The following is a 22630-nucleotide window of genomic DNA, read 5'->3' on the forward strand; positions in this document are numbered from 1 at the left end:
CGGGTTCACCCACCGGACCGGGGAGCGGAGTCGACCGCTCGGGCCGCTCGGGCCACTCGGGCCGCTCGGCGACACCCGGCACCATGACAAGCGGGTGATCGAGTACCTGCGGGGCGCCGCGGCCGGGCCGCGGCGCCACTGAGCCCCCGGCCCGCGAGCAGCTGCGGGACCAGGGGCTCCTTGTCGTTCCACGGTGCGCACCCCCTGGCCAGGGGGTCCACCGGCGGTCGCACCGGATTCGACGAGGGTCCCCGGCCACGGGGGCGGACCAGGGGCCCTCACCCGGTACCACGGCCGCCGCCGCTCCCCGGGTTCACCCACGGCCCCGCCGGCCCCGCCGGCCACATCGGCCGCACCGGGCGCACGCGGTCCGCCCGGTCCGGCCCCGGGAACGCCGGAAGCCCCTGGTCCGCACGGGGGAACGGGCCAGGGGCTTCCACTCCGGACTACGGCCGGCGGGCCCTCACGGGTTCAACGCCAGCACCACGTACCCCGCCAGCACCGCCAGGTGCACCGCGCCCTGGAGCGGGGTCGCCCGGCGCGGGATGACCGTCAGGGTGAGCAGCATGATCGTCAGGGTCAGCAGCACCATGTGCGCCGGGTCGAGGCCGAGGACGAGGGGGCCGGAGAGCCAGCTGGAGGCGATCGCGACCGCCGGGATGGTCAGGCCGATGCTGGCGAGCGCCGAGCCGAGGGCGAGGTTGAGGCTGGTCTGCACCCGGTTGCGGACGGCCGCGCGCAGCGCCGCGATGGTCTCCGGCAGCAGCACCATCAGGGCGATCACCACGCCGACGACCGCGTGCGGGAGCCCGGCGTCGTCCACCGCCTTCTCGATGGTCGGCGACACGCCCTTGGCCAGGCCCACCACCGCCACCAGGGCGACGGCGAGCAGCAGCAGGCTGACCCCGGCGGCCCGGACGGTCGGCGGGGAGGCGTGCTCCTCCTCGTCCAGCACCCGGCCCTCGGGGGTGACGGGCAGGAAGTAGTCCCGGTGCCGGATGGTCTGGGTGGCCACGAACAGCCCGTACACCACCAGCGAGGCGGTGGCCGCGAAGGTGAGCTGGGTGGTGGAGAACTGCGGGCCGGGCGAGCTGGTGGTGAAGGTCGGCAGCACGAGGCTGAGGGTCGCGAGGGTGGCGATGCAGGCGACCGCGGCGCCGGTGCCCTCGGCGTTGAACACGGCGGTCCGGTACTTGACGGCGGCGACCACGATGGACAGTCCGAGGATGCCGTTGCAGGTGATCATCACGGCGGCGAAGACGGTGTCCCGGGCCAGCGTGGAGGACTTGTCCCCGCCGTCGGCCATCAGCGTCACGATCAGCGCGACCTCGATCACGGTGACCGCCACCGCGAGGACCAGTGACCCGAACGGCTCCCCCGACCAGTGCGCGATGACCTCGGCGTGGTGCACGGCGGACAGTACGGCGCCCACCAGGAAGCAGGCGACCACCGCCACCACCCAGCCGGGCAGTTCCTTGTGCCAGGTCAGGGCGAGGACGAGGAACGACACCACCGGAACGACGACGGTCCATTGCGCGACGGCCGCGCGGAGCTTCGTGATCATGCCGCCGAGGATCCCAGACCGGAGGCCCGTCACCCGGGTGCCCGCGCCGGGATTCGTAGGGATGTGGCATAACTCATCCCATTTCGCGGTGTCACCCTCCGTAGTCGCGAAGGTACTGAAGCACTTTGTCGACATGTGGTCGAACCCGTTCCGGGACGCCCCCGGCGGCCACCACGCTCTTGTCACTGGTGCGGTAGGCCGCCGCGACCAGGGCGGGCAGGTCGTGGGTCAGGCCGCGGTGCTTTATCTGCTGGTCGAGCCAGCAGACGTAGTTGCCCATCGCGGCGATCGCGTCGCCCGGGTCCCAGTACGACTTGGCTCCGGGGTGGGCGGCGGCCTTGCCCCAGGCCTCGAAGACCGAAGGCGTCCACATCGCGATGCCGTACTCGCCGGTCTCCGGGCGGGCCGCGTCCGGGTCGAAGCCGCTCTCGGCCTTCAGCATGGCCGCCAGCAGCACCGGGGTGACCTCCGGCTCGGGGCAGCGCCGCGCCGCGGTCTCGATCATTCCCCGGTAGGCCACCGGGACGTCCGAGCCGGCCGGGATCGCACCGGGCTGCGGGGGCACCGCGCGCCGGGCGGCGCCCGGCCCGCCCGGCTCCGGCCCGCCGGTCAGGGCGAGGACGGCGAGCCCGCAGGCCAGCAGGCCCGCGCCGGCCCGGACGGCGGCGCGGCGGCGCCGGCCCGGCGGGGCGGCGGCCCGGGCGACCAGCAGGGCCGGCCCGGTCCGGGTCCGCTCCTCCCGCCCGGGGGCGAGGCAGGCGGTGACCACGGGCCGCCAGCGCGCCGGCAGCGCCTCGTCCAGCCGCAGCGGCGCGGCGCCCCGCGCGTACGCCTGGGCGGCCAGCGAGCGGGCCCGGGCGGTCGCGCCGAGGAAGGGGTGCAGGCCGCCGGTGAGCAGCTGGTGGGCGATCACGCCGAAGGCCCAGACGTCGGCGCTGGGGCGCACGGCGACGCCGCGGGCACCGGTGCGCTCGGACCACCACTCGGGCGGGACGTGGTCGGGCGAGCCGAGCGGAGGGGCGTAGGCGTGGGTGCCCTCCAGCTCGGCGGTGAGGCCGAAGTCGGCGATCTTGGCGGTGCCGTCGGGCATCAGCAGGACATTGGCCGGTTTCAGGTCCCCGTGCACCCAGCCGGCCCGGTGCATGTGGGTCAGCCCGGCGCAGACCTCGGTCAGGATGCGTTCGGCGCCGGGCACCGCCGTACCGGGGCGGGCCTCGGCCAGCAGGTCCTGGAGGCTGCGGGCGGCGCGTTCCATCACCAGGGCGACGGCGCCGTCGAGCTCCGGGTGGTCCGGGTCCTCGACGGTGGCCACGGCGAAGGTGCGGATCAGGTGGGGATGGTCGGCGCGGCGGCTGAAGCGCTGCTCGCTGCGGGCCATCCGGGCCACGGTCCGGCGCTGGCCGGGGCTGAACCGGGCCGCGCCGAGGATCTTGACGGCGGCCGGGCCGCCGTCGGGGCCCTCGGCGGCGTACACGCTGCCCCAGGCGCCCGCGCCGAGGAAGGCGCCGAGGCGGTAGCCGGCGATCGGGTAGCCCGCCGGGACCGCGAACGGCGGGCCGCCGGGCGGGGCACCGGGCGTCACGGCCGGGCGGCCGGGCGCCGGGGCGGGAGCAGCGCGAGGTGCTCCTCCCGGACGAGGTCGAACCTCAGCGCCAGCGCCACCAGTTCCTCGCGCTTTCCGCCGCCCGGGCCCTCCTCGTACGGCTCGCGCAGCCGCAGCTTGGTCGCCACCAGGTAGTCGATGTGGTAGTTGACCGCCGAGCGGCTCAGTCCGCGGCAGCCGGGCAGGGCGCGCAGCCGGGCGAGCACCTCGGTCACCCCGGGGACGGCCGCGGCGGAGGGCGAGCGCAGTCTGGGCTCGCAGAGCGCGAGCAGGACCAGGAAGTACTTGGCGGTCGGGTCCAGGGCGAACGGGCTGACGGTGCGCTCGCCCTCGGCGCCGCCGGGCCGACCGTCGAGGTAGGCGTGCTGCGGGGCGAAGACCTTGAAGGCGGCGGGCCCGCCGAGGGCGGGCAGCAGCACCCGGGAGAGTTCGAACGGGACGGGCGCGCCGATCCGGCCGGGCGCGACCTTGACGTGCTCCCCCGCGCCCTCCAGGTTCTCCACCACGTAGGTGGCCGAGGTGCTGAAGTTGGACAGCCGCCAGTAGTCCTCGGCCGCGACCACCTCTCCCGCCCGGCGGGAGACGCCCTGGTCGGGCAGCGGGATGGGGACCGGCCGGCCGGGCTCCCCGCGCCCGAACACCGCGGTCTCGCCCGGGCCCATCCGCAGCAGGCCGGGGGTCTCGCCGGGCGCCACCTCGGGCCCCGGGCCGGGAAGTTGCACGATGACCGTGTCCACGCGGCACCTCCGTGGGATCGGCTCGATGGTATCCGTCCGATTCGCCCCGGGGGCAACCCGCCACCCGGACGGGTGAGCGGGGCACCGGGGCACCGCCAACCCCGCCGGGCCGTGGGCGGGTTGCCGATGCCACCCGCAGCTTCCCGATGAACCGATCGTCCGTCAGGACTGGAGTTGTCCGTGTGCTGAACGGGCGGCGAATGGTTGCAGGATGTAGTTGAACCGTCACCATGAGTGTGACGCAACGCACACACACCGGGTTCACAATGTGTGCAAGACTCATCTCAAGGAGTGAGATTCCCTTAATTTCCAAGGAGGTTCGCATCATGCGCGCTCGGATCGCAGCTGTGGTCATGGCAGCGGCAGGGATAGCCGGCCTGACGGCGGCCCCGGCCATGGCGGCCACGGCGACGTCCGGCACCGACGGCGCGGCCTGCGCCGCGGTGCTCAACCAGCCCTGCGTCTCGCACCAGGCCGACGGCGAGGGCATCGTGGGAGTCGCCCGGGTCAGCGCCGACCGGGGCCAGTTGACGCTGGTTCGGGTCGAGATCCGCACCCAGGCCGCCTGGGGCAGCCCGTGGAAGACGGTCGCCGCCGCGACCACCGTGCGGTTCGGCTCCGCCGAGGCGGTCACCCCGCGGGTGGCCACCACCGCCCCCCGCATGATCTGCGCGACCGCCGGCCCCGCGCTGGACGTCGCCCAGCAGGTCACCACCTGTACCAACCCGTTCTGACCGCGGGGCCGCAGAGGCGCCGCGGCCGCCCGCCCCACGCCGTCCGTACGACCGGGCAGCCGTCCGGACGACCGGTGAGCGGGAAGCCGTAGAGGACACGAACACCGGGCCGGCCGTCGGGACATCCCCCGACGGCCGGCCCCGGCCGTTCCGACCTGGCAGAACGGGCAGGGGCGGAAGATCGCCCGCCAGTCGGACCCGGGTGGACCTGGGGCACCCCTTCACGGCAAACTGGTCTAGACCTCGGAGGTCTAGACCTCAGACTCGCCTCAGAACGGTGGACCCAGTATGGAAATCGTGATCGTCCCTGACGCCCGTGCGGCCGGCGACCTCATCGCCGCGGCGATCACCGATCTGCTGACCGACAAGCCCGACGCCCTGCTCGGCGTGGCGACCGGCTCGACCCCGCTGCCGATCTACCAGGCCCTGGCCGAGCGGGTCCGCGACGGCCGGCTGGACGCCGCCGAGGCGCGCATCTGCCAGCTGGACGAGTACGTCGGCCTGCCCGCCGGCCACCCCGAGTCGTACCGGTCGGTGGTGCTGCGCGAGGTCGTGGAGCCGCTCGGCCTGACCGAGGACTCCTTCCTGGGCCCGGACGGCAACGCGTCCGACATCGCCGCGGCGGCCGTCGCCTACGACCGCGCGCTGGCCGAGGCCGGCGGCGTCGACCTCCAGCTGCTCGGCATCGGCACGGACGGCCACATCGGCTTCAACGAGCCCTGCTCCTCGCTCTCCTCCCGGACCCGGATCAAGACCCTCACCCGGCAGACCCGGGTGGACAACGCGCGCTTCTTCGACAGCATCGACGAGGTCCCGCACCACGTCATCACCCAGGGCATCGGCACCATCCTGGAGGCCCGCCACCTGGTGCTGCTCGCCACCGGCGAGGCCAAGGCCGAGGCCGTCGCGCTCGCCGTCGAGGGCCCGCTGTCCGCGGTCGTCCCCGCCTCGGCGCTCCAGCTGCACCCGCACGCCACCGTGGTGGTGGACGAGGCGGCCGCCTCCCGCCTGAAGCTCGCCGACTACTTCCGCGACACCTACGCCGCCAAGCCGGCCTGGCAGAAGCTCTGACCACTCCCGGGCGGCACCCCTGACGGGCCGGGGTGCCGGCCGCCGACTCCCCTCGGTGGCCGGCGCCCCGGCCGCTTCGCGTCCGCCCCGGGTCCGGCCCGGGTGCGCCTCAGCGCTTGCGGAGCCAGTCGCCGAAGGCCGCCAGGCCGGGGCCCGGGTCGCGGCGGCCGAGGCCGATCCGGAAGCGGTCGGCCGGGGTCGGGGTCAGCTCCGAGCGGAAGACGTCGGCGGGCAGCAGCAGCACGCCCGCCTGTTCGACCAGGGCGGTGCAGAACTCCGCCACGTCGCCCGGGCCCCGGTAGCGCGGGTAGGCGACGCAGCCGCCGTCCGGCGCGCGCCACTCGAAGAGCTCGGCGAACTCGGCGAAGAAGGCGTCGAACCGCGGCAGGTTCTCGGCGATGATCGCGCGGTTGCGGGCCAGGATGTGCTCGCGGGCGGTGATCGCGATCCGGGCCAGCACCTCGCTCGGCGCCGAGTTGCAGATCGTGGTGTAGTGCTTGGCCCGCTCCAGGCGCGAGCGCAGTTCCCGGTCCCGGCAGGCGATCCAGCCGATCCGCAGGCCGGGCAGGCCGAGCGACTTGGAGGTGACGTTGAGCGACAGGGCCCGCTCGGAGAGGTCGGCGGCCTGCGGCAGGGTGCGGGCCCGGTCGTGCTCCAGGCCGCGGTAGACCTCGTCCGAGAAGAGCCGGATGCCGCGCTCGTCGCAGAGCTCGGCCAGCCGGACGAAGTCGGCGGCGTCGATCACCTTGCCGGTCGGGTTGTTCGGGAAGTTGACCGACAGCACCCTGGTGTTGGGGCGCAGCGCCGCCTCGACCGCGTCCAGGTCCAGCGCCCAGTCCCGCTCCGCGTCCAGCGCGACGCCGGTGACCTCGCACAGCGAGAGCGGAACGGTCTCGGCGGACTGGTAGTTGGGGGTCAGCACCACCGCGTGGTCGCCCGGTTCGAGCAGCACCTGCATGGCGAGGTTGAGCCCCTCCTGGGCGCCGCCGAAGCAGATCACGTCGTCCTCGCCGACCTGCTCGTACATCCCGGCGACGGCGCGGCGCAGTCCGGGGTCGCCGAAGGTCTCGGTGTAGCCGAGGGCCAGGGTGTCCCAGGCCTCGCGGTCCTCGGGGCCGGCCAGGGCGAGCAGTTCGGCCATCGTCATGGTCTGCGCGTCGGAGGCGGTGAGGTGGTACCGGGCGGTGAACTCCCAGCGCGAGAAGTGGGTTTCGAGCCGGAAGTCGGGGAGCTGGGTCACTGGTGGTACTCCTTGGCGGGGCCCGCCGGGTGCTGCTTGAGCTCGGCGAGCAGGCTGTACGCGGTGGAACGGGAGATCCGCAGCGCGGTGGCGACGACCGGGACGGCGCGCCGGACGGCGAACACCCCGGCCCGGTCCAGTTCGGTCAGGACGGCGAGCCGGTCCTCGCGGGTGAACCGCTCCAAGGGGCGGCCCCGGTCGCGGACGTACCCGCCGACCACGTCGTTGATCCGCTCGGTCCAGTCGCGCTCGAAGAGCGGTTCGGGGCGCGGCGTGGTGGGGGCGGCGAAGCCGGCCAGCAGGGCGGCGGCCTGCTCCAGCGGGCCCCGGTCGAGGTTGACGCAGAGCACCGCCGTGGGCTTTCCGGCCTCGTCGCGCAGCACGGCGCTGACCGAGGAGAGCCGCCGGCCGTCGGGCAGCAGCTTCTCGTAGGGGCCGTAGACGTCGGGGGCGGAGGGGTCGATCCCGTCCAGTTCGCCGAGCAGCGAGGGGTCGCCGGGGGCCCGGGGGGTCATCGGGTTCCAGATGGCGAGGACCCGGTCGGTGGCGGTGTCGTGCAGCACCACCTCGGCGTACGGGCCGAGCAGCAGGGCCACGGCGCGGCAGACCGGGGACCAGGTCGGCACGCGTGGGTCGGGGTTTTCCGCAGACATGGTCGGACTGTACGTCCGGATCGGACACTTCGTCCAGGGCCTTCGCGCACCGGGCCCCGCCGAAGGGTCTCGGCGGGGCCCGGTGCGGCTGCCCGTGCGCGGCGGGCGGGCGCTACTTGCAGGTGATCAGCAGCCCCAGGATCGCGGAGCAGCTGCGGGTGGCCCGGCTGGTGGCGGGCGACGGGTCGGCGGGCGCCCCGGCGGTGCGGGCCACGGTGACGTCCCAGCTGCGGAGCAGCGAGAACAGGCCGACCCCGACCGAGAAGTGCCGGGTGGTGCTCGCGCCCTTGGCCAGTGGCGCGGTCAGCGTGCAGCCGAGCTTCCCGGCGGCGACGGTGCAGTCGCCGGAGGTCGTGGTCAGTCCGGCGGGCAGGTCGGCGGTGACGGTGGCCGCGGCGACCGGGTCGGGGCCCTGGCCGGTGAGGGTGACGGTGTAGTCGACCCGGCTGGACAGCAGGCCGGTCACCGGGGTCGCGGTGAGCGCGACGCCCAGGTGGGCGGCGGGGGCGGTGTAGGTGAAGCGGTCGGCGGCGACGGCCGCGCTGGTGCCGCCGGGCCCGGTGACCCGCACGTCCACCGGCCCGGTGACGGTGGTCGCGGGGGCGGTCGCGGTGCAGCTGGTCCGGGTGCAGCTGAACGAGGTCGCGGCGCCGGCCGCGCCGAAGGTCACGGCGGTGGCGCCGGCCAGGTCGGTGCCGGTGACGGTCACCGTGGTGCCGCCCGTCCCGGAGCCGCCGTTCGGGCTGATCGCGGTCACGTCCGGCACCGGCAGCGGGAAGTCCACCACGTCGACGGCGTTGCCGGTGAAGTCGGCGAGGTAGCCGTGCCGCCCGTCGGCGGTCAGGGCCAGGCTGTACGGAGCGGCGCCCACCGGGACGGTCGTGGTGACCGTCCGGCTCGCGGTGTCCACCACGCTCAGGGTGTTGTCGGCGTAGTTGGAGACGTAGGCCGCCGCGCCGTCCGGGGAGAGCGTCACGGCGTAGGGGCCGGAGCCGACCGCTACGGTGCCGAGGACCGTGCCGGCCGCGGTGTCGATCACCGCGGCGGTGCCGTCGTCGCCGTCGGCGGCCCACAGCCGGGTGCCGTCCGGGCTGAGCGCGAGCCCGAAGGCGCCGTGGCCGACCGCAACGGTGCCGCTCACCGTGCCGCTCGCGGTGTCGACGACGGTGACGGCCTTCTCCCCGGATGCGGCGACGTACAGCCGCGCGCCGTCCGCGGAGACGGCCAGCCCGTGCGGTTCGGCGCCGACCGGCACGGTCGCGGTCACGGTGCCGGACGAAGTGTCCAGCACGCTCACCGTGTTGGCGGCGGCGTTGCTCACGTAGGCCCGGGAGCCGTCCGGCGCGAGGGCGAGGCCCCAGGGCTGGGCGCCGACCGGGACGGTCGCGGTGACGGCGTTGGTCGCGGTGTCCACGACGCTGACGGTGTTGTCCAGGTGGTGCGTCAGGTAGGCCCGGTGCCCGTCGCGCGACACGGCGACGGCGTAGGAGCCGCTCCCGGCGGTGAAGGTGCCGGACACGGTGTTGGTCGCGGTGTCCAGCACGCTGACCGCGCCGCTGCTCTGGCTGGTCACGTAGGCGTGGCCGCCGTCCGGCGTCAGCGCGACGCCCGCCGGGTAGGGCGCCACCGCCACGTGCGCGGCGACGGCCGGCGGCGGTGTGACGGCCTCGGCCGTCGCGGGCAGCGACAGCAGTGCGGCCGTGGTCGCGACTGTCGCGGCCACGGCCGTCCGGGTACGGGGTGCGCCGGATATGCGGGGTGCACGGGATGTGCGGGGTGTTCTCATGGATCTCTCCTGCTGCTCGACACGTACGGGTGGTGCGGATGTGGTGGTGTTCGGAGCAGGGGGAAGCGTAGGAGGCTCTCTGACTTTCCGTCAGGGAGTGACTACTAATGTCGCCAAATGTTCAGATCCGATCGCAGCGCGACACAGCGAGGCCCCGCGCCCGCCTCCCCGAGGGCAACGTGACCGCGGCCCCGGTCGGAGTCGTGCAGAAAATTGGAGTTGGAGAGTCGTATTCGGTAGCGTTCCGAACGTGAGGCTGACCAAGAGCACCGACATCGCCCTGCGGATCGCCATGCGACTGGCCGTCCTGGGCGAGGGCGACAACCCGACCACCCGCGAGGTGGCCGAGTCGGTCGGTGTGCCGTACACCCACGCGGCGAAGGTGGTCAGCCGGCTGCAGCACCTGGGGGTGGTGGAGGCCCGGCGCGGTCGCGGCGGCGGGCTGATGCTCACCTTCGCCGGGCGCACCGGCTCGCTCGGACTGCTGCTGCGGGAGCTGGAGGGGGTCGGCGACGTGGTCGGCTGCGAGGACGACCCGCCGTGCCCGCTGCGGGCCGCGTGCCGGCTGCGCGGGGCGCTGCGGAACGCCCAGGAGGCGTTCTTCGCGGCGCTCGACCACCTCTCCGTCGCCGACCTGGTGGCCTCCCCCACCGGACCGGTCCTGCTCAGCCTCACCACCGGACCCCCTGACACCGCCGGACCCACCGGCTGATCAGCCCACCCGGGGCCGCGCACCCCCTTGCGGCCTTTAATGCGAATCTCAGATACCAATAAGGAGTCGTCTGATGCTGTCCGCGAAGTCCGCCGAGGTCATCGAGGCCACCCTGCCCGTCGTGGGCGCCGCCATCGGGGACATCACCCCGCGCTTCTACGACCGGATGTTCGCCGCGCACCCGGAGCTGCTGCGCGACCTCTTCAACCGGGGCAACCAGGCCAACGGCAGCCAGCGCGAGGCCCTGGCCGGCTCGATAGCCGCCTTCGCCACCGCCCTGATCGCCAACCCGGACCAGCGGCCGGACGCGATGCTCGCCCGCATCGCCCACAAGCACGTCTCCGTCGGCATCGCCGACGACCAGTACAAGATCGTCCACGAGCACCTGTTCGCCGCCATCGTGGAGGTGCTCGGCGAGGCCGTCACCCCCGAGGTCGCCGCCGCCTGGGACGAGGTCTACTGGCTGATGGCCAACGCGCTGATCGCCGTCGAGGACCGGCTGCGCGCCGAGGTCGCCGCCGGCGGCGACCCGGCCGACCTGTGGCGCCCCTACGCCGTGGTCGCCCGCGTCCAGGAGACCGAGGCCGTCACCACCTACCTGGTCCGCCCGACCGACGGCCGTCCGGTGCCGGCCTTCCGCCCCGGCCAGTACGTCTCCGTGCGCACCGAACTGGCCGACGGCGCCCACCAGATCCGCCAGTACAGCCTCTCCGGCGGCGCCGACGGCGCACTGCGCTTCAGCGTCAAGCGCGAGGACGGCGGCGAGGTCTCCGGCCACCTGCACGACCACCTGAAGGCCGGCGACCCGATCGACCTGGCGCCCCCGCTGGGCGACATCGCGCTGGCCGACGGCGACGGACCGGTGCTGCTCGCCTCCGCCGGCATCGGCAACACCCCGATGACCGCCATGCTCGACCACCTGGCCACCACCGGCTCCACCCGGCGGATCGTCTCCGTGCACGGCGACCGCGACCAGCTGAGCCACGCCTTCCGGGCCGAGCTGGCGCGGCTCACCACCACGCTGCCGAACGCCACCTCGCACGTCTTCTACGAGCAGCCGCTCGGCGAGTGGCCGGCCGAGCGCACCGGCCTGGTGGACCTCTCCACCGTCGAGGTCCCGGCCGGCACCACCGCCTACCTGTGCGGGCCGCTCCCCTTCCTGCGCGCCGTCCGCGAGCAGCTGCTGACCGCGGGCGTCCCGGCGGCGGACATCCACTACGAGGTGTTCGGCCCGGACCTCTGGCTCGGCGCCTGAGGTTCCGAGGCCCTGAAGTCCTGAAGTCCTGAAGTCCTGAAGTCCTGAGGTCCTGAGGCCTTGAGGTCCTGAGGTCCTGAGGCCTTGAGGTCCTGAGGTCCTGAGGTCCCCCCGCGGCACCGGTCCGCTCGGTACGATCACGAGCGGCCCGGTGCCGTTCGGCTGCCGGCGCCCTCCGCGTGTCCGCACGTCCGTACACCGGTGCGTCCGGCGGGAGTTCGGCAGAAGGGAGCCCGGATGCGTGTCGCGCTGTTCGCCACCTGCGTCAACGACGCGTTGTTCCCCGCCACCGCGGTGGCCACCGTCCGGCTGCTGGAACGGCTCGGCGTGGCGGTGGACTTCCCCGCCGGGCAGACCTGCTGCGGTCAGCCGCAGTACAACACCGGCTACCGCAGGGCCTGCGAGCCGCTGGTCCGGCGGACCGCGAAGGCCTTCGCCGGGTACGACCACGTGGTGACGCCCTCCGGCTCCTGCGTGGCGATGGTCCGGGACAACTACCCGCGGATCGGCGCCCGGGCCGCCGCCGAGGGCCGGGGCACCGAACTCGCCGACCTGGCCACCGGCCTGGTGCCCCGGGTGGTCGAACTGACCGAGTTCCTCACCGACGTGCTCGGCGTCGAGGACGTCGGCGCGTACTTCCCGCACACCGTCACCTACCACCCGTCCTGCCACGGCCTGCGCCTGCTCGGCCTCGGCGAGCGCCCGCGCCGGCTGCTGGGCGCCGTCGAGGGCCTGGAACTGGTCGAGCTGCCCGGGGCCGAGGAGTGCTGCGGTTTCGGCGGCACCTTCGCGGTCAAGAACGCGGCGGTCTCGGCGGCCATGGCCGAGGACAAGCTCGCCAACGCGCTCGGCACCGGCGCCCGGGTCCTGTGCGGCGCCGACAACTCCTGCCTGCTGCACCTCGGCGGCACCCTGCGCCGCACCGGCGCGCCCCTGCGACCGCTGCACCTGGCGGAGATCCTGGCCAGTACCGAGGAGCACCCCTGGAGGCCGTCCGCATGAGCGCGCGCAGCGAACGGACCGGGAACCCGGCCGGCACCTTCCTCGGCATGCCCGCCTTCCCGCAGGCCGCCGCCGGGGCCGTACGGGACGAGCGGCTGCGCGCCAACCTCCGGCACGCCACCCGCACCATCCGGGACAAGCGGGCCCGGGCCGTCGCCGAACTCGCCGACTGGGCGGAGCTGCGCACCGCCGGGAAGGCGATCAAGGACCACACCCTGCGCCACCTCGACCGCTACCTGGTCCAGCTGGAGGAGAACGTCACGGCGACCGGCGGCACCGTGCACTGGGCCGCCGACGCCGAGGAGGCCAACCGGATCGTCGCCGGGCTGGTCCGGGCCACCGGACGGACGGAGGTGGTCAAGGTCAAGTCGATGGCCACCCAGGAGATCGAGCTCAACGAGGCGCTGGCGGCCGAGGGGATCACCGCCTACGAGACCGATCTCGCCGAGCTGATCGTGCAGTTGGGCGAAGACCGGCCCTCGCACATCCTGGTGCCGGCGATCCACCGCAACCGGGCCGAGATCCGGGAGATCTTCGCCGACCGGATGGCCTCCTGGGGCCGCCCGGCGCCCGAGGGCCTCACCGACTCCCCCGCCGAACTCGCCGAGGCCGCCCGGCTGCACCTGCGGGAGAAGTTCCTGCGCGCCGAAGTCGCCGTCTCCGGCGCCAACTTCATGGTCGCCGAGACCGGCACCCTGGTGGTGGTCGAGTCCGAGGGCAACGGCCGGATGTGCCTCACCCTGCCGCGGACCCTGATCTCCGTGGTCGGCATCGAGAAGGTCGTGCCGACCTGGCGGGACCTGGAGGTCTTCCTCCAACTGCTCCCCCGCTCCTCCACCGCCGAGCGGATGAACCCGTACACCTCGCTGTGGACCGGGACGACCGAGGGCGACGGCCCGTCCGAGTTCCACCTGGTGCTGCTGGACAACGGCCGCACCGCCGCGCTCGCCGACCGGATCGGCCGCCAGGCGCTGCGCTGCATCCGCTGCTCGGCCTGCCTCAACGTCTGCCCGGTGTACGAGCGGGCCGGCGGGCACGCCTACGGCTCGGTCTACCCGGGGCCGATCGGTGCCGTCCTGTCACCCCAACTGCGCGGCACCGCGAGCGCGGTGGACGCCTCGCTGCCGTACGCCTCCTCGCTCTGCGGGGCCTGCTACGAGGTCTGCCCGGTGGCGATCGACATCCCCGAGGTGCTGGTGCACCTGCGCGAGCGGGTGGTCGAGCAGGGCGGGCACCCGCTGGAGCGGGCCGCGATGGCGGCGGCCGGCTTCGTGCTGGACCACCCGGCGGCGCTCACCGCCGCCGAGCGGCTGGCCGGGCGCACCCGCGCGCTGCACCCGCGCCGGCTGCCCGGGCCCGGGCGGGCCTGGACCGACACCCGGGACCTGCCGGAGGTGCCCGCCGAACCGTTCCGCGACTGGTGGCGGAGGAACCGCACATGACCACCCCCGACCGCACGCGACCCGACAGCCCTTCCGACTCGCGGGAGTTGATCCTCGGCCGGATCCGGGCCGCGCTCGGCGACACCGCCGGGGTGGCCGAACAGCCGCCGCCCCGCGACTACCTGACGGCGCACGTGCCGACGGACGACCCGGCGGCGCTGCTCGACCTGCTGCACCGCAACCTGGCCGACTACCGGGCCCTGGTGCACCGCTGCCGCGAGGACGAACTGCCGTGGCTGATCGCCCGGTTGCTGGTCGAGCGGGGCAGCCGGACGGTCGTGGTGCCGGACGGTCTGCCGGCCGGCTGGCTCGCCGCCGCCGAGGCCGAGGGGGTCGCGCTCCTCCCGGACGACGGGACGCCGACCGCCGCCCGGCTGGACACCGCGGACAGCGTGGTGACCGGCTGCGCGCTGGCCGTCGCCGAGACCGGGACGATCGTGCTGGACGCCGGTCCGGGCCAGGGCCGGCGGCTGCTCTCGCTCGTCCCCGACCACCACGTCTGCGTGGTGCGGGCGCCGGAGCAGGTCGTCGCCTCGGTGCCGCTCGCCCTGCCGCGGCTCGATCCGGTGCGCCCGCAGACCTGGATCTCGGGGCCGTCCGCCACCAGCGACATCGAACTGGACCGGGTGGAGGGGGTGCACGGGCCGCGCACCCTGGAGGTGCTGCTGGTCACGGCGGCGGAACGGGACGCCGGGTAGGGCGTGTCACCGCGGCCTGAGCTCCAGGGTGCAGCACTTCGCCCCGCCACCGCCCTTCAGCAGCTCCGAGACGTCCACCGGGACCGGCTGGTAGCCGTGCTCGGCCAGGCGGCCGGCCAGGTTCTTGGCCGCCTCCGGCAGCAGCACCCGGCGGCCGTCCGAGACCGCGTTGAGCCCGAACACCTCGGCGTCGGCCCGGTCGGCGAGGACCGCGTCCGGGTACAGCGCGCGCAGCACCGAGCGGCTGTCGGCGTCGAACGCCTCCGGGTAGTACATGACGTGGTCGTCGGCAAGCACCGCCAGTGCGGTGTCCAGGTGGTAGAAGCGCGGGTCGACCAGGGTCAGGCTGACCACCGGGACGCCGAACAGCTCCCCGGCCTCGGCGTGCGCGGCGCGCGAGGTGCGGAAGCCCGTCCCGGCGAGCACCCGGCGGCCCACCACCAGGTGGTCGCCCTCGCCCTCGTTGACGTGCCCGGCCCGGCGCACCTCGCGGTAGCCGTGCTCGCGGAACCAGGCCAGGTAGGCGTCCGACTCGGCGGCCCGCTCCGGGTGGCGGAAGGTGGCGACCAGGGCCCGGCCGTCCAGCACGGTGGCGCCGTTGGCGGCGTACACCATGTCGGGCAGGCCGGGCACCGGGTCGATCAGCTCGACGGTGTGGCCGAGCCGGCGGTACGTCCAGTAGAGCCGCTCCCACTGGCGCAGGGCGAGCGCGGTGTCGGTGGGCTGGGACGGGTCCATCCACGGGTTGATCGCGTAGTCCACGGTGAAGTGCGTCGACCGGCACATCAGGTAGCGCCGCGGCCGGGCCTGGCGCTCCGGTGTCTGCGTGAGCATGACTCAACCATCCTTGGATCGCGGGGAGTTCGTCGCACGGAGTTCGGGGTTCGCGAGGCCGAACACCTTCGTTCCCAAGGCGGCTGCCCCGGCGGAACCGTTCGCACACCCGGGCGGGCGCTCCCGGCGGTCGCACGCCCCCGCGCACCCGGCGCAGGCACCGGCGCACCGGCCCTCCGGCGCCCGGCTACCAGCGGACCGCGCCGAAGTCCACCGGCCCGGGCCGCAGCTCCCGGCACCGCTCCGCCAGCGCCCGCAGCCGGCGGTCCGCCTCCTCGGCGGACATCCGGCGCCGCCCGCCGTGGCCGGGCAGCAACCACTCGAAGCGCAGTACGCCGAGGCCGCGCCGCAGCGAGGCGGCGAGCTCCTCGATCGAGTACCAGGTCACCGATTCCGCCACCTCGATGTCCCCGGTGGTGCGGGACCAGTACAGGCTGTCGCCGCTGAAGCAGTACCGCTGGTCCGCGAGGTAGAGCACGCTGCCCCGGGTGTGGCCGGGGAACGGGTGGGCGACCAGGCCGGGCGAGACCTCCGTCGGCCCGGTGCCGCGCAGCACCCGGTCGGCGTCGGGCGCGGCCTCCAGGTCGCCCTCGTGGATCCAGAGCCGGGCCCCGAGGCGGTCGGCGTACGCCCGGCCGTGCGCGGCGTGGTCGCGGTGGGTGAGCAGGACGTCGGTGACCGGGCCGAGCGCGGCGTACCGGGCGGCCAGGGCCTCGCTGTAGCGCGGCGTGTCGACCATCACCCAGCCGGTCGGGCGGCGGCAGAGGTAGGAGTTGGCGCCCGCGATGCGGCGGGAGTTGTGGCCGAGCAGCAGCAGGTCGTCGGCGAGGGCCAGCGGGAACGGGTCCTCGGCCGGGTCCAGCGGCCCGGTGCCGGGGCGGATGGAGCGGGTCGGGCAGGCGTGGGCGGCGGCGAGCAGCTGTCGGCGCTCGGCCGCGTCGCGCGGCTGGCGGACCAGCTCGGAGCGGCCCTCGTGCTCGCGGACCAGGCCGGGCGCGAGCTGCCGGGCGACGTCGCAGTTGGTGCAGCGGTCGTCGATGGACCAGTTCTCGGGCGGAACGGGGCGCAGGTCGGTGGTCATGGATGCCTTCCCCCAGGAGGACTGCGGCCGGAGCCGGCCGCTCCCTTCGAGCATCCGCCGGACGGGCCGGAAAGCGGAAGGGGGTGCCGATCTTGCGCTTTCCGGGGACCGGGTCTCTGCGGGCGGAATCGCCCGGTGCGGGTACGTGGCCCATCTCACGTGCCGCCGGGGTCACCTACGGTGGCGTAGGTCACTTGATTGGGTGAACTATCTCTTTCATGCCGAATCTCCAGGAGACCCTTGACCTCGATTCGTACGCCGCCCTCGGGGACAGCTTCACCGAGGGTCTGAACGACCCCGGCATCGATGGCAGGTTCGCCGGCTGGGCCGACCGGCTCGCCGGGATCCTCGCCGACGGACGCCCGCCGGGCGACTTCCGCTACGCCAACCTCGCCGTGCGCGGCCGGCTGCTGGACCAGATCACCGCCGAGCAGGTGCCGCAGGTCCGCCGCCTCCAGCCCGACCTGGTCACCTTCTGCGCGGGCGGCAACGACATCCTCCGGCCGGGCAGCGACCCGGACGAGGTGGCCGGACGCTTCGAGGCCGCCGTCGTCCAGCTCACCGAGAACGCCGGGACGGTGCTGGTCTGCACCGGCTTCGACACCAAGGACGTGCCGCTGCTGAAGCACCTGCGCGGCAAGATCGCCACCTACAACGGTCACGTGCGCGCCGTCGCCGACCGCAACGGCTGCCAGGTGGCCGACCTGTGGTCGCTGCGCGCGGTGCAGGACCGCCGCGCGTGGAGCGAGGACCGCCTGCACCTGTCCCCCGAGGGCCACCAGCGGGTCGCCCTGCTGGCCGCCCGCTCGCTGGGCCTGCGCACCGCGCAGGACCCGGAGGCCCCGTGGCCGGACGCCCGCGTGCTCACCCCCGCCGACCAGCGGCGGGAGAACATCCAGTGGGCCCGCGAGCACCTGCTGCCCTGGGTAGGCCGGCGCCTGCGCGGCGAGTCCTCGGGTGACCACGTCGAGCCCAAGCGGCCGGAGCTGCTTCCGCTCTGACGGTCCGTCGGTTCACTCCAGTGGTTCACTCCGCCGGATGGCTCCACCGAACGGCTCCGCCGGCCGCTGCGACCCGGGAGGTCCGCAGCAGCCGGTGGAGCGCTCCGGCACAGCCCGCGCCGACCAGGTACCAGAACAGGTCCGGCGGGTTGAAGGTCGAGCCCAGTACCAGCCGGGCCAGGACGCTGTGCCGCCCCCAGGCGTCCGGCAGGCCGGTGAGCTGGAACAGCTCCACGGCCCAGCTCAGCGCGGCGGCCAGGACGGCGGCCCGGCCGGGGCGCAGCCTCGGCGCGGCCAGCACGAGCAGGGCGTACAGCAGGACGGTGTAGAGCGCGTCCCCGGCGTCCTTGGCGAGGTCCCCGCCCAGCGCCGCCCGCACCCCCAGCCCGGCCGCCACGGTCAGCGCGGCGGCGGCCCCTGCCGCCAGGCGCACCCGAAGGCCCTTCCCCCCAAGATCGTCCACCCGCCCCACGCTACCCCGCGCGGCACGCACTCCGCCCCGGCCGCCCGCCGCCCACCGCCCACCGCCCACCGCCCACCGCCCACCGGAGCCCAGACGCTCCGCCCCGCGCCCGATCCCGACCCGCGCCACCTGCGCCCCGCAACCGGACCCCCTTCCCCCGGAACCACCGCGCGACGCCGCACGTCACTCCCCCCGACGAACGTCCGCGCAGGTCGCGGGCGGGATGAGGACCGGAAGGGACGGGCGGGACAAGTGGCGCACGTGGGTGGGGCCGAGGCGGCCGAGGATCGGTCGGGGCCGGCGGCGGGGCGGGACGAGCGGACCCGGCGCGGGTTCGCGGTGGCCGGGTTCGCCCCGGCGCAGGACGGGAGGGCGCGGGAGCGCGGCAAGGAGCTGCGGGCGAGGGTGCCCCGGGAGCGGCACGCGGAGTTCGCTCCCGCGCCCGACCGGCCGACCGCCGTGTCCGCGCTGGAGACCTCCAACACGGGCCGAATAGCCCGGCTGGTACCGATCCGGGTCGGCCGGATGGCCGCGAGCCCGTTCGCGTTCCTGCGCGGGTCGGCCGGGCTGATGGCCGCCGACCTCGCGGGCACCCCGGTGACCGGGGTCGGCGCGCAGCTGTGCGGGGACGCGCACGCCGCCAACTTCGGTCTGTACGGCGACGCCCGCGGCCAGATCGTGCTGGACATCAACGACTTCGACGAGACCGTCCCCGGCCCCTGGGAGTGGGACCTCAAGCGGCTGGCCGCCAGCCTGGTGCTGGCCGCCCGCGAGGCCGGGGCGAGCGAGAGCACCGCGCGCGAGGCCGCCCAGCACGCGGCCGGCTCCTACCGCCGGACGGTGCGCACGCTCGCCAAACTCCCCGGGCTGGACGCCTGGAACGCCATCGCGGACGAGCAGCTGGTCTCCTTCGCCGAGGCGCACGACCTCGCCGAGGTGCTGCGCAAGGTCGGCGCGAAGGCGCTCGGCAACACCAGCGCGCGGTTCGCCGCCCGCAGCACCGCCCGTACCGCGGACGGCGGTTGGCGCTTCACGGCCGCTCCCCCGGTGCTCACCGAGGTGACCGACGCGACCGCCCGCGCCGTCGCGCACGCACTCGGCCCGTACGTCGAGACGGTGCCGGCCGAGGTGCGCACCCTGCTGTCCCGCTACCGGGTGCAGGACGTGGCGTTCCGGGTGGTGGGCACCGGCAGCGTGGGCACCCGCTCGTACGTGGTGCTGCTCACCGACCACCGGGACCAGCCGCTGGTGCTGCAGGTGAAGGAGGCGCGTCCCTCCGCGCTGCTGCCGTACCTGCCGGCCGGGCCGCGGTCCGGGCCGGACGGGCACGAGGGCCGCCGGGTGGTGCTCGGGCAGAAGCACATGCAGGTGGTCAGCGACACCCTGCTGGGCTGGACCACGGTCGACGGACTCCCCTACCAGGTACGGCAGTTCCGCAACCGCAAGGGCAGCGTCGACCCGGCCGCCCTGCAGCCGTCCCAGCTGGACGACTACGCCCGGATCACCGGCGCCCTGCTGGCCCGGGCGCACTCCCACACCGCCGACCCGGGCCTGCTGGCCGGGTACTGCGGCAAGGGCGAGACCCTGGACGAGGCGGTCGCCGCCTTCGCGGTCGCCTACGCGGACCGCACCGAGGCCGACCACACCGACCTGCTGACGGCGGTGCGCAACGGGCGGCTGCCCGTCGAACACGGCGTCTGACCCGCCCGGCCGCGGGTCGGCGGCTCAGCGGGTCGGCGGCTCAGCGGGTCGGCGGCTCAGCGGGTCGGCGGCTCAGCGGGCCCGCGGTTCAGCGGGCCCGCGGCTCACCGGCCGTGCGCCTCAGCGGGCCAGGAACGGCGCCACCGCGGCGACGAACTCGGCGGGCCGGGCACCGTGCACCAGGTGCCCGGCCTCGACGGTGACCAGGCGGCAGTCCGGGATCAGCCGGGCGAGTTCGGCGATCCGCTCCTGCGGGATGTGGCTGGCCGGGCCGCCGGCCACCGCCAGGGTGCGGGCCGTGATCCCCGCCAGCCCCGCCCGCCAGGCCGGGTCGGGGTCGTCGAGCTGGGCCCGGACGGCCCGGACCATCGCCCAGTCGAAGTGCACGTCCGGGTCCGGATCCTCGGGCAGCGCGCTCGCCGGGCGCGGGTACAGCGCGGGGATGTCCTCCAGGACCAGCCGGTCGATCCGCTCCGGCGCGGCCTGGGCGAGCAGGTAGGCGACGGCGCCGCCCATCGAGTGGCCGACCAGGTCGACGCGGGCGAGTCCGAGGGCGTCGAGGAAGGCCAGCACGTCGTCCCGCATCGCCTCCAGCGAGCAGGCGGCGGTGCGCGAGCTGCCGCCGTGGCCGCGCAGGTCGAGCGCGTACACGTGGTGGCCGGGGGCGAGCCCGGGCAGGACGGGTGCCCAGTCGGCGGCGCGTTCGCCGAGGGCGTGCAGCAGGACGAGGGGAGGACCGCCGGGGCGTCCGCTCTCCCGGTAGGCGAGCGTCACCCCGGGCAGGTCCACGGTCCGGTTCCGTACGGCGTCGGTCATGCCCGCCACGGTACGCACGGACCACCGGCTAGCGGACCGGCGTTCGCCCTCGGCGGATCGCGACCGGCTCGCCCTCGCGCTGCTCGCGGGCCGCGGCGCGGCCGGCGAACACCGAGGCGAGGACGGCGAGTCCGGCCACCGCGGCGCACACCGTGCTCGCCGTCAGGAAGGCCGAGCGGTGCCCGCCGCCGCCGGCGGTCTCCCGCAGGTAGACCCCGGACAGGGCCGAGATCGCGACGGCCGCCGCGATCCGCTGCGCCATCTGCAGGATCGCCCCGCTCACCCCGGCCGCCTCGGCGGGCGCGTGGCGCAGCACGAACGCCTGGTTGGTGGAGCCCATCAGTCCGACCGAGGCGCCGCCGAGCAGTTGCAGCAGCGCCAGCAGCCAGGGCAGGACGGCCGCGGGCGCCCAGTGCGCGAGCAGCCCGCTGAGCAGCATGGCGAGCCCCGAGCCGACCATCCCGGCGGTGACGGTGCGCCGGCCGTAGCGCTGGACGACCCGCCAGGCGAGCGCGGAGGCCGTGCCCATGGCCACGGCGGAGGGCAGCGCGACCAGCGCGGCGCCCATCGGGGACAGGCCGAGGCCGTCCTGCAGGAACATGGTCAGGACCAGCGAGGCCGCGAGCGAGGAGCCGAACTGGGCCATCGCGGTGGCCGTCCCGAGCGCGTACGGCGCGGAGCGGGTGAGGGCCGGGTGGATCAGCGGCCGGCCGCCGGCCCGGGCGTAGCGGCGCTGCCACCAGACGAGCGCGCCGAGCAGCAGCAGGGCGGTGGCCGCGAAGGCGAGCCAGCCGGTCCAGCCGGGCGGCCGGACGAAGGGCAGCATCAGGGCGAGGGTGAGCGCCCCGACCAGCAGCAGGCCGAGGAGGTCGAGGTTGGCGCCGCGCGCGCTGGGGCGGGGCTTCGGCAGGTGGCGGGCCGCCAGGACGACGGTGGCCAGCCCGAAGGGGACGTTGAGCAGGAAGGTCAGCCGCCAGCCGTTCTCGGGGCCGGCCAGGGCCAGCACGGCGCCGCCGATCGGCGGGCCGAGCGCGAAGGCGAGGCCGCCGGTGACGGCGTACATGCCGAGGGCGCGGGCCCGCAGCTGGCCGTCGAAGACGTCCTGGAGGGTGCCGATCATCTGGGAGTTGACCAGGCCGGCGCCCGCGCCCTGGAGCAGCCGGGCGGCGATCAGCACCCCGGGCTCGGTGGCGGTCGCGGAGACCAGGCTGACCAGGGTGAACAGGGCGAGGCCGGTGACGAAGAACCACTTGCGGCCCTTGACGTCGCCCAGCCGCCCGCCGGGGATCAGCGCGAGGCCGAAGGCCAGCGAGTAGCCGGCGACGATCCACTGGAGGTCGGCGGGCCCGGCGTGCAGGGTCTCGCGCAGGGCGGGGATGGAGGTGTTGAGGACGGACTGGTCGAGCAGCGTGGTGAAGCCGCCCGCGACGCAGACCAGCAGGATCCGGCGCCCGGCGGCGTCGAAGCGCTCCTTGGGCTTTCCGGATCCTCCGGGCTTTGTGCTGTCCTCGGGCTCCCTGCTGCCCTCGGGCTTTCCGGGCTCCCCGGGCTCCCCGGGCTCCCCGGCTATCGGGTCGGCGGCGGCGCTCACGGCTCGACCACCACCAGCGCGTACCGGGCCTCGCCCGGGCCGAGGCTGCGGAAGCGGCTGGTGACGCCGACGTAGCGCAGGCAGTCGCCGGGGCCCAGCGGCTGCGGCTCCCCGTCCACGGTCAGTTCCAGGTTCCCCTCGAACAGCCACAGGTGGTGCTCCCGGCCGGGCGTACAGGCGCGGTCGTAGGCGATGTCCGCGCCGGCCGGCAGCCGGCCCTCGATGATCTCCGCCCGCAGCGAGCCGTGCGGCGGCGAGACCGACCGGCGGACGAACCCGGTCGTCCCGTCCCGCCAGACCTGCTGCTCCCCGGCCCGCACCAGCCGGGCCGGGCCGGACTCCACCTCGGCGAGCAGCCGCGACATGGTCCGCCCGTACACGGCGCACAGCCGACCGAGCAGCGCGGCCGTCGGACTGACCTCCGCCCGTTCCACCCGGGACAGCGTCGAGCGGCTGACGTCCGCCAGCCGCGCCAACTCCTCCAGGGTCCATCCGCGTTCCAGCCTCAGCTCGGCGAGCCGTTGCGCCAACCGCTCGTCGGCGGCCGTGTCGATTCCCATATTCGCGATGCTATCCCGGATCTGAGATCATCTCACCGGGTCCGGGCCCGCGACTCCGGCCGGCCGGCGCAGCCGGGACGGCGGGC

General features: G+C 74.9%; 21 protein-coding genes. 9 read left to right on the top strand and 12 right to left on the bottom strand.

Going from position 1 to position 22630, the window contains the following annotated elements; all coding sequences use genetic code 11:
* Positions 1-463 precede the first annotated feature (463 nt).
* The 3 genes from ACGFSC_RS27215 to ACGFSC_RS27225 form a co-directional block, all read right to left on the bottom strand.
* Entirely contained in the window at positions 464-1564 is a 1101-nt protein-coding gene (locus ACGFSC_RS27215; protein ID WP_359899343.1) for an ionic transporter y4hA, read from the bottom strand.
* A 91-nt stretch (positions 1565-1655) separates the two neighbouring features.
* Positions 1656-3146, bottom strand: coding sequence for a serine/threonine-protein kinase (locus ACGFSC_RS27220; protein ID WP_359899345.1), 1491 nt, complete (start codon positions 3144-3146; stop codon positions 1656-1658).
* Positions 3143-3904, bottom strand: coding sequence for a serine/threonine protein kinase (locus ACGFSC_RS27225; protein WP_359899347.1), 762 nt, complete (start codon positions 3902-3904; stop codon positions 3143-3145). Before ACGFSC_RS27225 ends, ACGFSC_RS27220 begins: the two co-directional genes overlap by 4 nt.
* Positions 3905-4230: 326 nt before the next feature.
* Here ACGFSC_RS27225 and ACGFSC_RS27230 point away from each other — a divergent pair, with 326 nt between their 5' ends.
* The gene (locus tag ACGFSC_RS27230; protein ID WP_359899348.1) at positions 4231-4638 is read left to right on the top strand and encodes a hypothetical protein; all 408 of its coding nucleotides are present in this window, start codon (positions 4231-4233) and stop codon (positions 4636-4638) included.
* Positions 4639-4926: 288 nt separating this feature from the next.
* On the top strand, positions 4927-5709 hold the full coding sequence (nagB, locus tag ACGFSC_RS27235; protein ID WP_359899350.1) for a glucosamine-6-phosphate deaminase: 783 nt from the start codon (positions 4927-4929) through the stop codon (positions 5707-5709).
* Positions 5710-5818: 109 nt separating this feature from the next.
* Here nagB and ACGFSC_RS27240 read toward each other — a convergent pair whose 3' ends face one another.
* From ACGFSC_RS27240 to ACGFSC_RS27250, 3 genes are all read right to left on the bottom strand, one after another.
* Positions 5819-6949 carry a pyridoxal phosphate-dependent aminotransferase gene (locus ACGFSC_RS27240; protein ID WP_359899352.1) on the bottom strand — a complete coding sequence of 377 codons (1131 nt, stop codon included), beginning with the start codon at positions 6947-6949 and terminating at the stop codon, positions 5819-5821.
* Positions 6946-7602, bottom strand: a complete 657-nt coding sequence (locus ACGFSC_RS27245; protein ID WP_359899354.1) for a PAS domain-containing protein — start codon at positions 7600-7602, stop codon at positions 6946-6948. The genes ACGFSC_RS27240 and ACGFSC_RS27245 overlap by 4 nt, the downstream gene beginning before the upstream one ends.
* A gap of 112 nt (positions 7603-7714) precedes the next feature.
* The gene (locus ACGFSC_RS27250; RefSeq protein WP_359899356.1) at positions 7715-9325 is read right to left on the bottom strand and encodes a beta-propeller fold lactonase family protein; all 1611 of its coding nucleotides are present in this window, start codon (positions 9323-9325) and stop codon (positions 7715-7717) included.
* A gap of 313 nt (positions 9326-9638) precedes the next feature.
* Here ACGFSC_RS27250 and ACGFSC_RS27255 point away from each other — a divergent pair, with 313 nt between their 5' ends.
* The 5 genes from ACGFSC_RS27255 to ACGFSC_RS27275 all read left to right on the top strand — a co-directional run bounded on the left by ACGFSC_RS27255 (position 9639) and on the right by ACGFSC_RS27275 (position 14497).
* Positions 9639-10100, top strand: coding sequence for an Rrf2 family transcriptional regulator (locus tag ACGFSC_RS27255; protein WP_359899358.1), 462 nt, complete (start codon positions 9639-9641; stop codon positions 10098-10100).
* Positions 10101-10173: 73 nt separating this feature from the next.
* Positions 10174-11355 carry a globin domain-containing protein gene (locus ACGFSC_RS27260; RefSeq protein ID WP_359899360.1) on the top strand — a complete coding sequence of 394 codons (1182 nt, stop codon included), beginning with the start codon at positions 10174-10176 and terminating at the stop codon, positions 11353-11355.
* A gap of 237 nt (positions 11356-11592) precedes the next feature.
* On the top strand, positions 11593-12357 hold the full coding sequence (locus ACGFSC_RS27265; protein WP_359899362.1) for a (Fe-S)-binding protein: 765 nt from the start codon (positions 11593-11595) through the stop codon (positions 12355-12357).
* On the top strand, positions 12354-13799 hold the full coding sequence (locus ACGFSC_RS27270; protein ID WP_359899364.1) for a LutB/LldF family L-lactate oxidation iron-sulfur protein: 1446 nt from the start codon (positions 12354-12356) through the stop codon (positions 13797-13799). The genes ACGFSC_RS27265 and ACGFSC_RS27270 overlap by 4 nt, the downstream gene beginning before the upstream one ends.
* The gene (locus ACGFSC_RS27275; RefSeq protein WP_359899366.1) at positions 13796-14497 is read left to right on the top strand and encodes a lactate utilization protein C; all 702 of its coding nucleotides are present in this window, start codon (positions 13796-13798) and stop codon (positions 14495-14497) included. The genes ACGFSC_RS27270 and ACGFSC_RS27275 overlap by 4 nt, the downstream gene beginning before the upstream one ends.
* A gap of 6 nt (positions 14498-14503) precedes the next feature.
* On the opposite strand, the gene ddaH is transcribed toward ACGFSC_RS27275, so the two are convergent.
* Both ddaH and ACGFSC_RS27285 read right to left on the bottom strand, forming a co-directional pair.
* Positions 14504-15331 carry a dimethylargininase gene (gene ddaH, locus ACGFSC_RS27280; protein ID WP_359899368.1) on the bottom strand — a complete coding sequence of 276 codons (828 nt, stop codon included), beginning with the start codon at positions 15329-15331 and terminating at the stop codon, positions 14504-14506.
* Between the two features lie 187 nt (positions 15332-15518).
* Entirely contained in the window at positions 15519-16412 is an 894-nt protein-coding gene (locus ACGFSC_RS27285; RefSeq protein WP_359899370.1) for a 4Fe-4S domain-containing protein, read from the bottom strand.
* Positions 16413-16630: 218 nt separating this feature from the next.
* On the opposite strand from ACGFSC_RS27285, the gene ACGFSC_RS27290 reads away from it, so the two are divergent.
* Entirely contained in the window at positions 16631-17413 is a 783-nt protein-coding gene (locus ACGFSC_RS27290; protein ID WP_359899372.1) for an SGNH/GDSL hydrolase family protein, read from the top strand.
* Positions 17414-17438: 25 nt separating this feature from the next.
* Here ACGFSC_RS27290 and ACGFSC_RS27295 read toward each other — a convergent pair whose 3' ends face one another.
* On the bottom strand, positions 17439-17876 hold the full coding sequence (locus ACGFSC_RS27295) for a DUF2809 domain-containing protein (RefSeq protein WP_359899374.1): 438 nt from the start codon (positions 17874-17876) through the stop codon (positions 17439-17441).
* A 252-nt stretch (positions 17877-18128) separates the two neighbouring features.
* On the opposite strand from ACGFSC_RS27295, the gene ACGFSC_RS27300 reads away from it, so the two are divergent.
* Positions 18129-19577 (top strand): DUF2252 domain-containing protein, encoded by a 1449-nt coding sequence (locus ACGFSC_RS27300; RefSeq protein WP_392864056.1) that lies wholly within the window; start codon positions 18129-18131, stop codon positions 19575-19577.
* 120 nt (positions 19578-19697) lie between these two features.
* Here the strand turns inward: ACGFSC_RS27300 and ACGFSC_RS27305 are convergent, their stop codons facing one another.
* From ACGFSC_RS27305 to ACGFSC_RS27315, 3 genes are read right to left on the bottom strand one after another with little or no spacing between them, the layout of a single operon-like run.
* On the bottom strand, positions 19698-20393 hold the full coding sequence (locus ACGFSC_RS27305) for an alpha/beta fold hydrolase (protein ID WP_359899376.1): 696 nt from the start codon (positions 20391-20393) through the stop codon (positions 19698-19700).
* 28 nt (positions 20394-20421) lie between these two features.
* Positions 20422-21984 carry an MFS transporter gene (locus ACGFSC_RS27310; RefSeq protein ID WP_359899378.1) on the bottom strand — a complete coding sequence of 521 codons (1563 nt, stop codon included), beginning with the start codon at positions 21982-21984 and terminating at the stop codon, positions 20422-20424.
* A complete protein-coding gene (locus tag ACGFSC_RS27315) occupies positions 21981-22544 on the bottom strand; it encodes an XRE family transcriptional regulator (protein WP_359899380.1) in 564 nt (187 codons plus the stop codon). The genes ACGFSC_RS27310 and ACGFSC_RS27315 overlap by 4 nt, the downstream gene beginning before the upstream one ends.
* Positions 22545-22630 lie beyond the last annotated feature (86 nt).

The organism is Kitasatospora sp. NPDC048715 (assembly GCF_043198905.1).
GTDB lineage: Bacteria > Actinomycetota > Actinomycetes > Streptomycetales > Streptomycetaceae > Kitasatospora > Kitasatospora lactacystinica.

Excerpts from the sequence above, each read along its gene's own strand:
- ACGFSC_RS27275 (WP_359899366.1), top strand. The coding sequence starts at position 13,796 with ATGACCACCCCCGACCGCACGCGACCCGACAGCCCTTCCGACTCGCGG.
- ACGFSC_RS27230 (WP_359899348.1), top strand. The coding sequence starts at position 4,231 with ATGCGCGCTCGGATCGCAGCTGTGGTCATGGCAGCGGCAGGGATAGCC.
- ACGFSC_RS27260 (WP_359899360.1), top strand. The coding sequence starts at position 10,174 with ATGCTGTCCGCGAAGTCCGCCGAGGTCATCGAGGCCACCCTGCCCGTC.
- ACGFSC_RS27265 (WP_359899362.1), top strand. The coding sequence starts at position 11,593 with ATGCGTGTCGCGCTGTTCGCCACCTGCGTCAACGACGCGTTGTTCCCC.
- ACGFSC_RS27290 (WP_359899372.1), top strand. The coding sequence starts at position 16,631 with ATGCCGAATCTCCAGGAGACCCTTGACCTCGATTCGTACGCCGCCCTC.
- ACGFSC_RS27285 (WP_359899370.1), bottom strand. The coding sequence starts at position 16,412 with ATGACCACCGACCTGCGCCCCGTTCCGCCCGAGAACTGGTCCATCGAC.
- nagB (WP_359899350.1), top strand. The coding sequence starts at position 4,927 with ATGGAAATCGTGATCGTCCCTGACGCCCGTGCGGCCGGCGACCTCATC.
- ACGFSC_RS27245 (WP_359899354.1), bottom strand. The coding sequence starts at position 7,602 with ATGTCTGCGGAAAACCCCGACCCACGCGTGCCGACCTGGTCCCCGGTC.
- ACGFSC_RS27270 (WP_359899364.1), top strand. The coding sequence starts at position 12,354 with ATGAGCGCGCGCAGCGAACGGACCGGGAACCCGGCCGGCACCTTCCTC.
- ACGFSC_RS27215 (WP_359899343.1), bottom strand. The coding sequence starts at position 1,564 with ATGATCACGAAGCTCCGCGCGGCCGTCGCGCAATGGACCGTCGTCGTT.
- ddaH (WP_359899368.1), bottom strand. The coding sequence starts at position 15,331 with ATGCTCACGCAGACACCGGAGCGCCAGGCCCGGCCGCGGCGCTACCTG.
- ACGFSC_RS27315 (WP_359899380.1), bottom strand. The coding sequence starts at position 22,544 with ATGGGAATCGACACGGCCGCCGACGAGCGGTTGGCGCAACGGCTCGCC.
- ACGFSC_RS27305 (WP_359899376.1), bottom strand. The coding sequence starts at position 20,393 with ATGACCGACGCCGTACGGAACCGGACCGTGGACCTGCCCGGGGTGACG.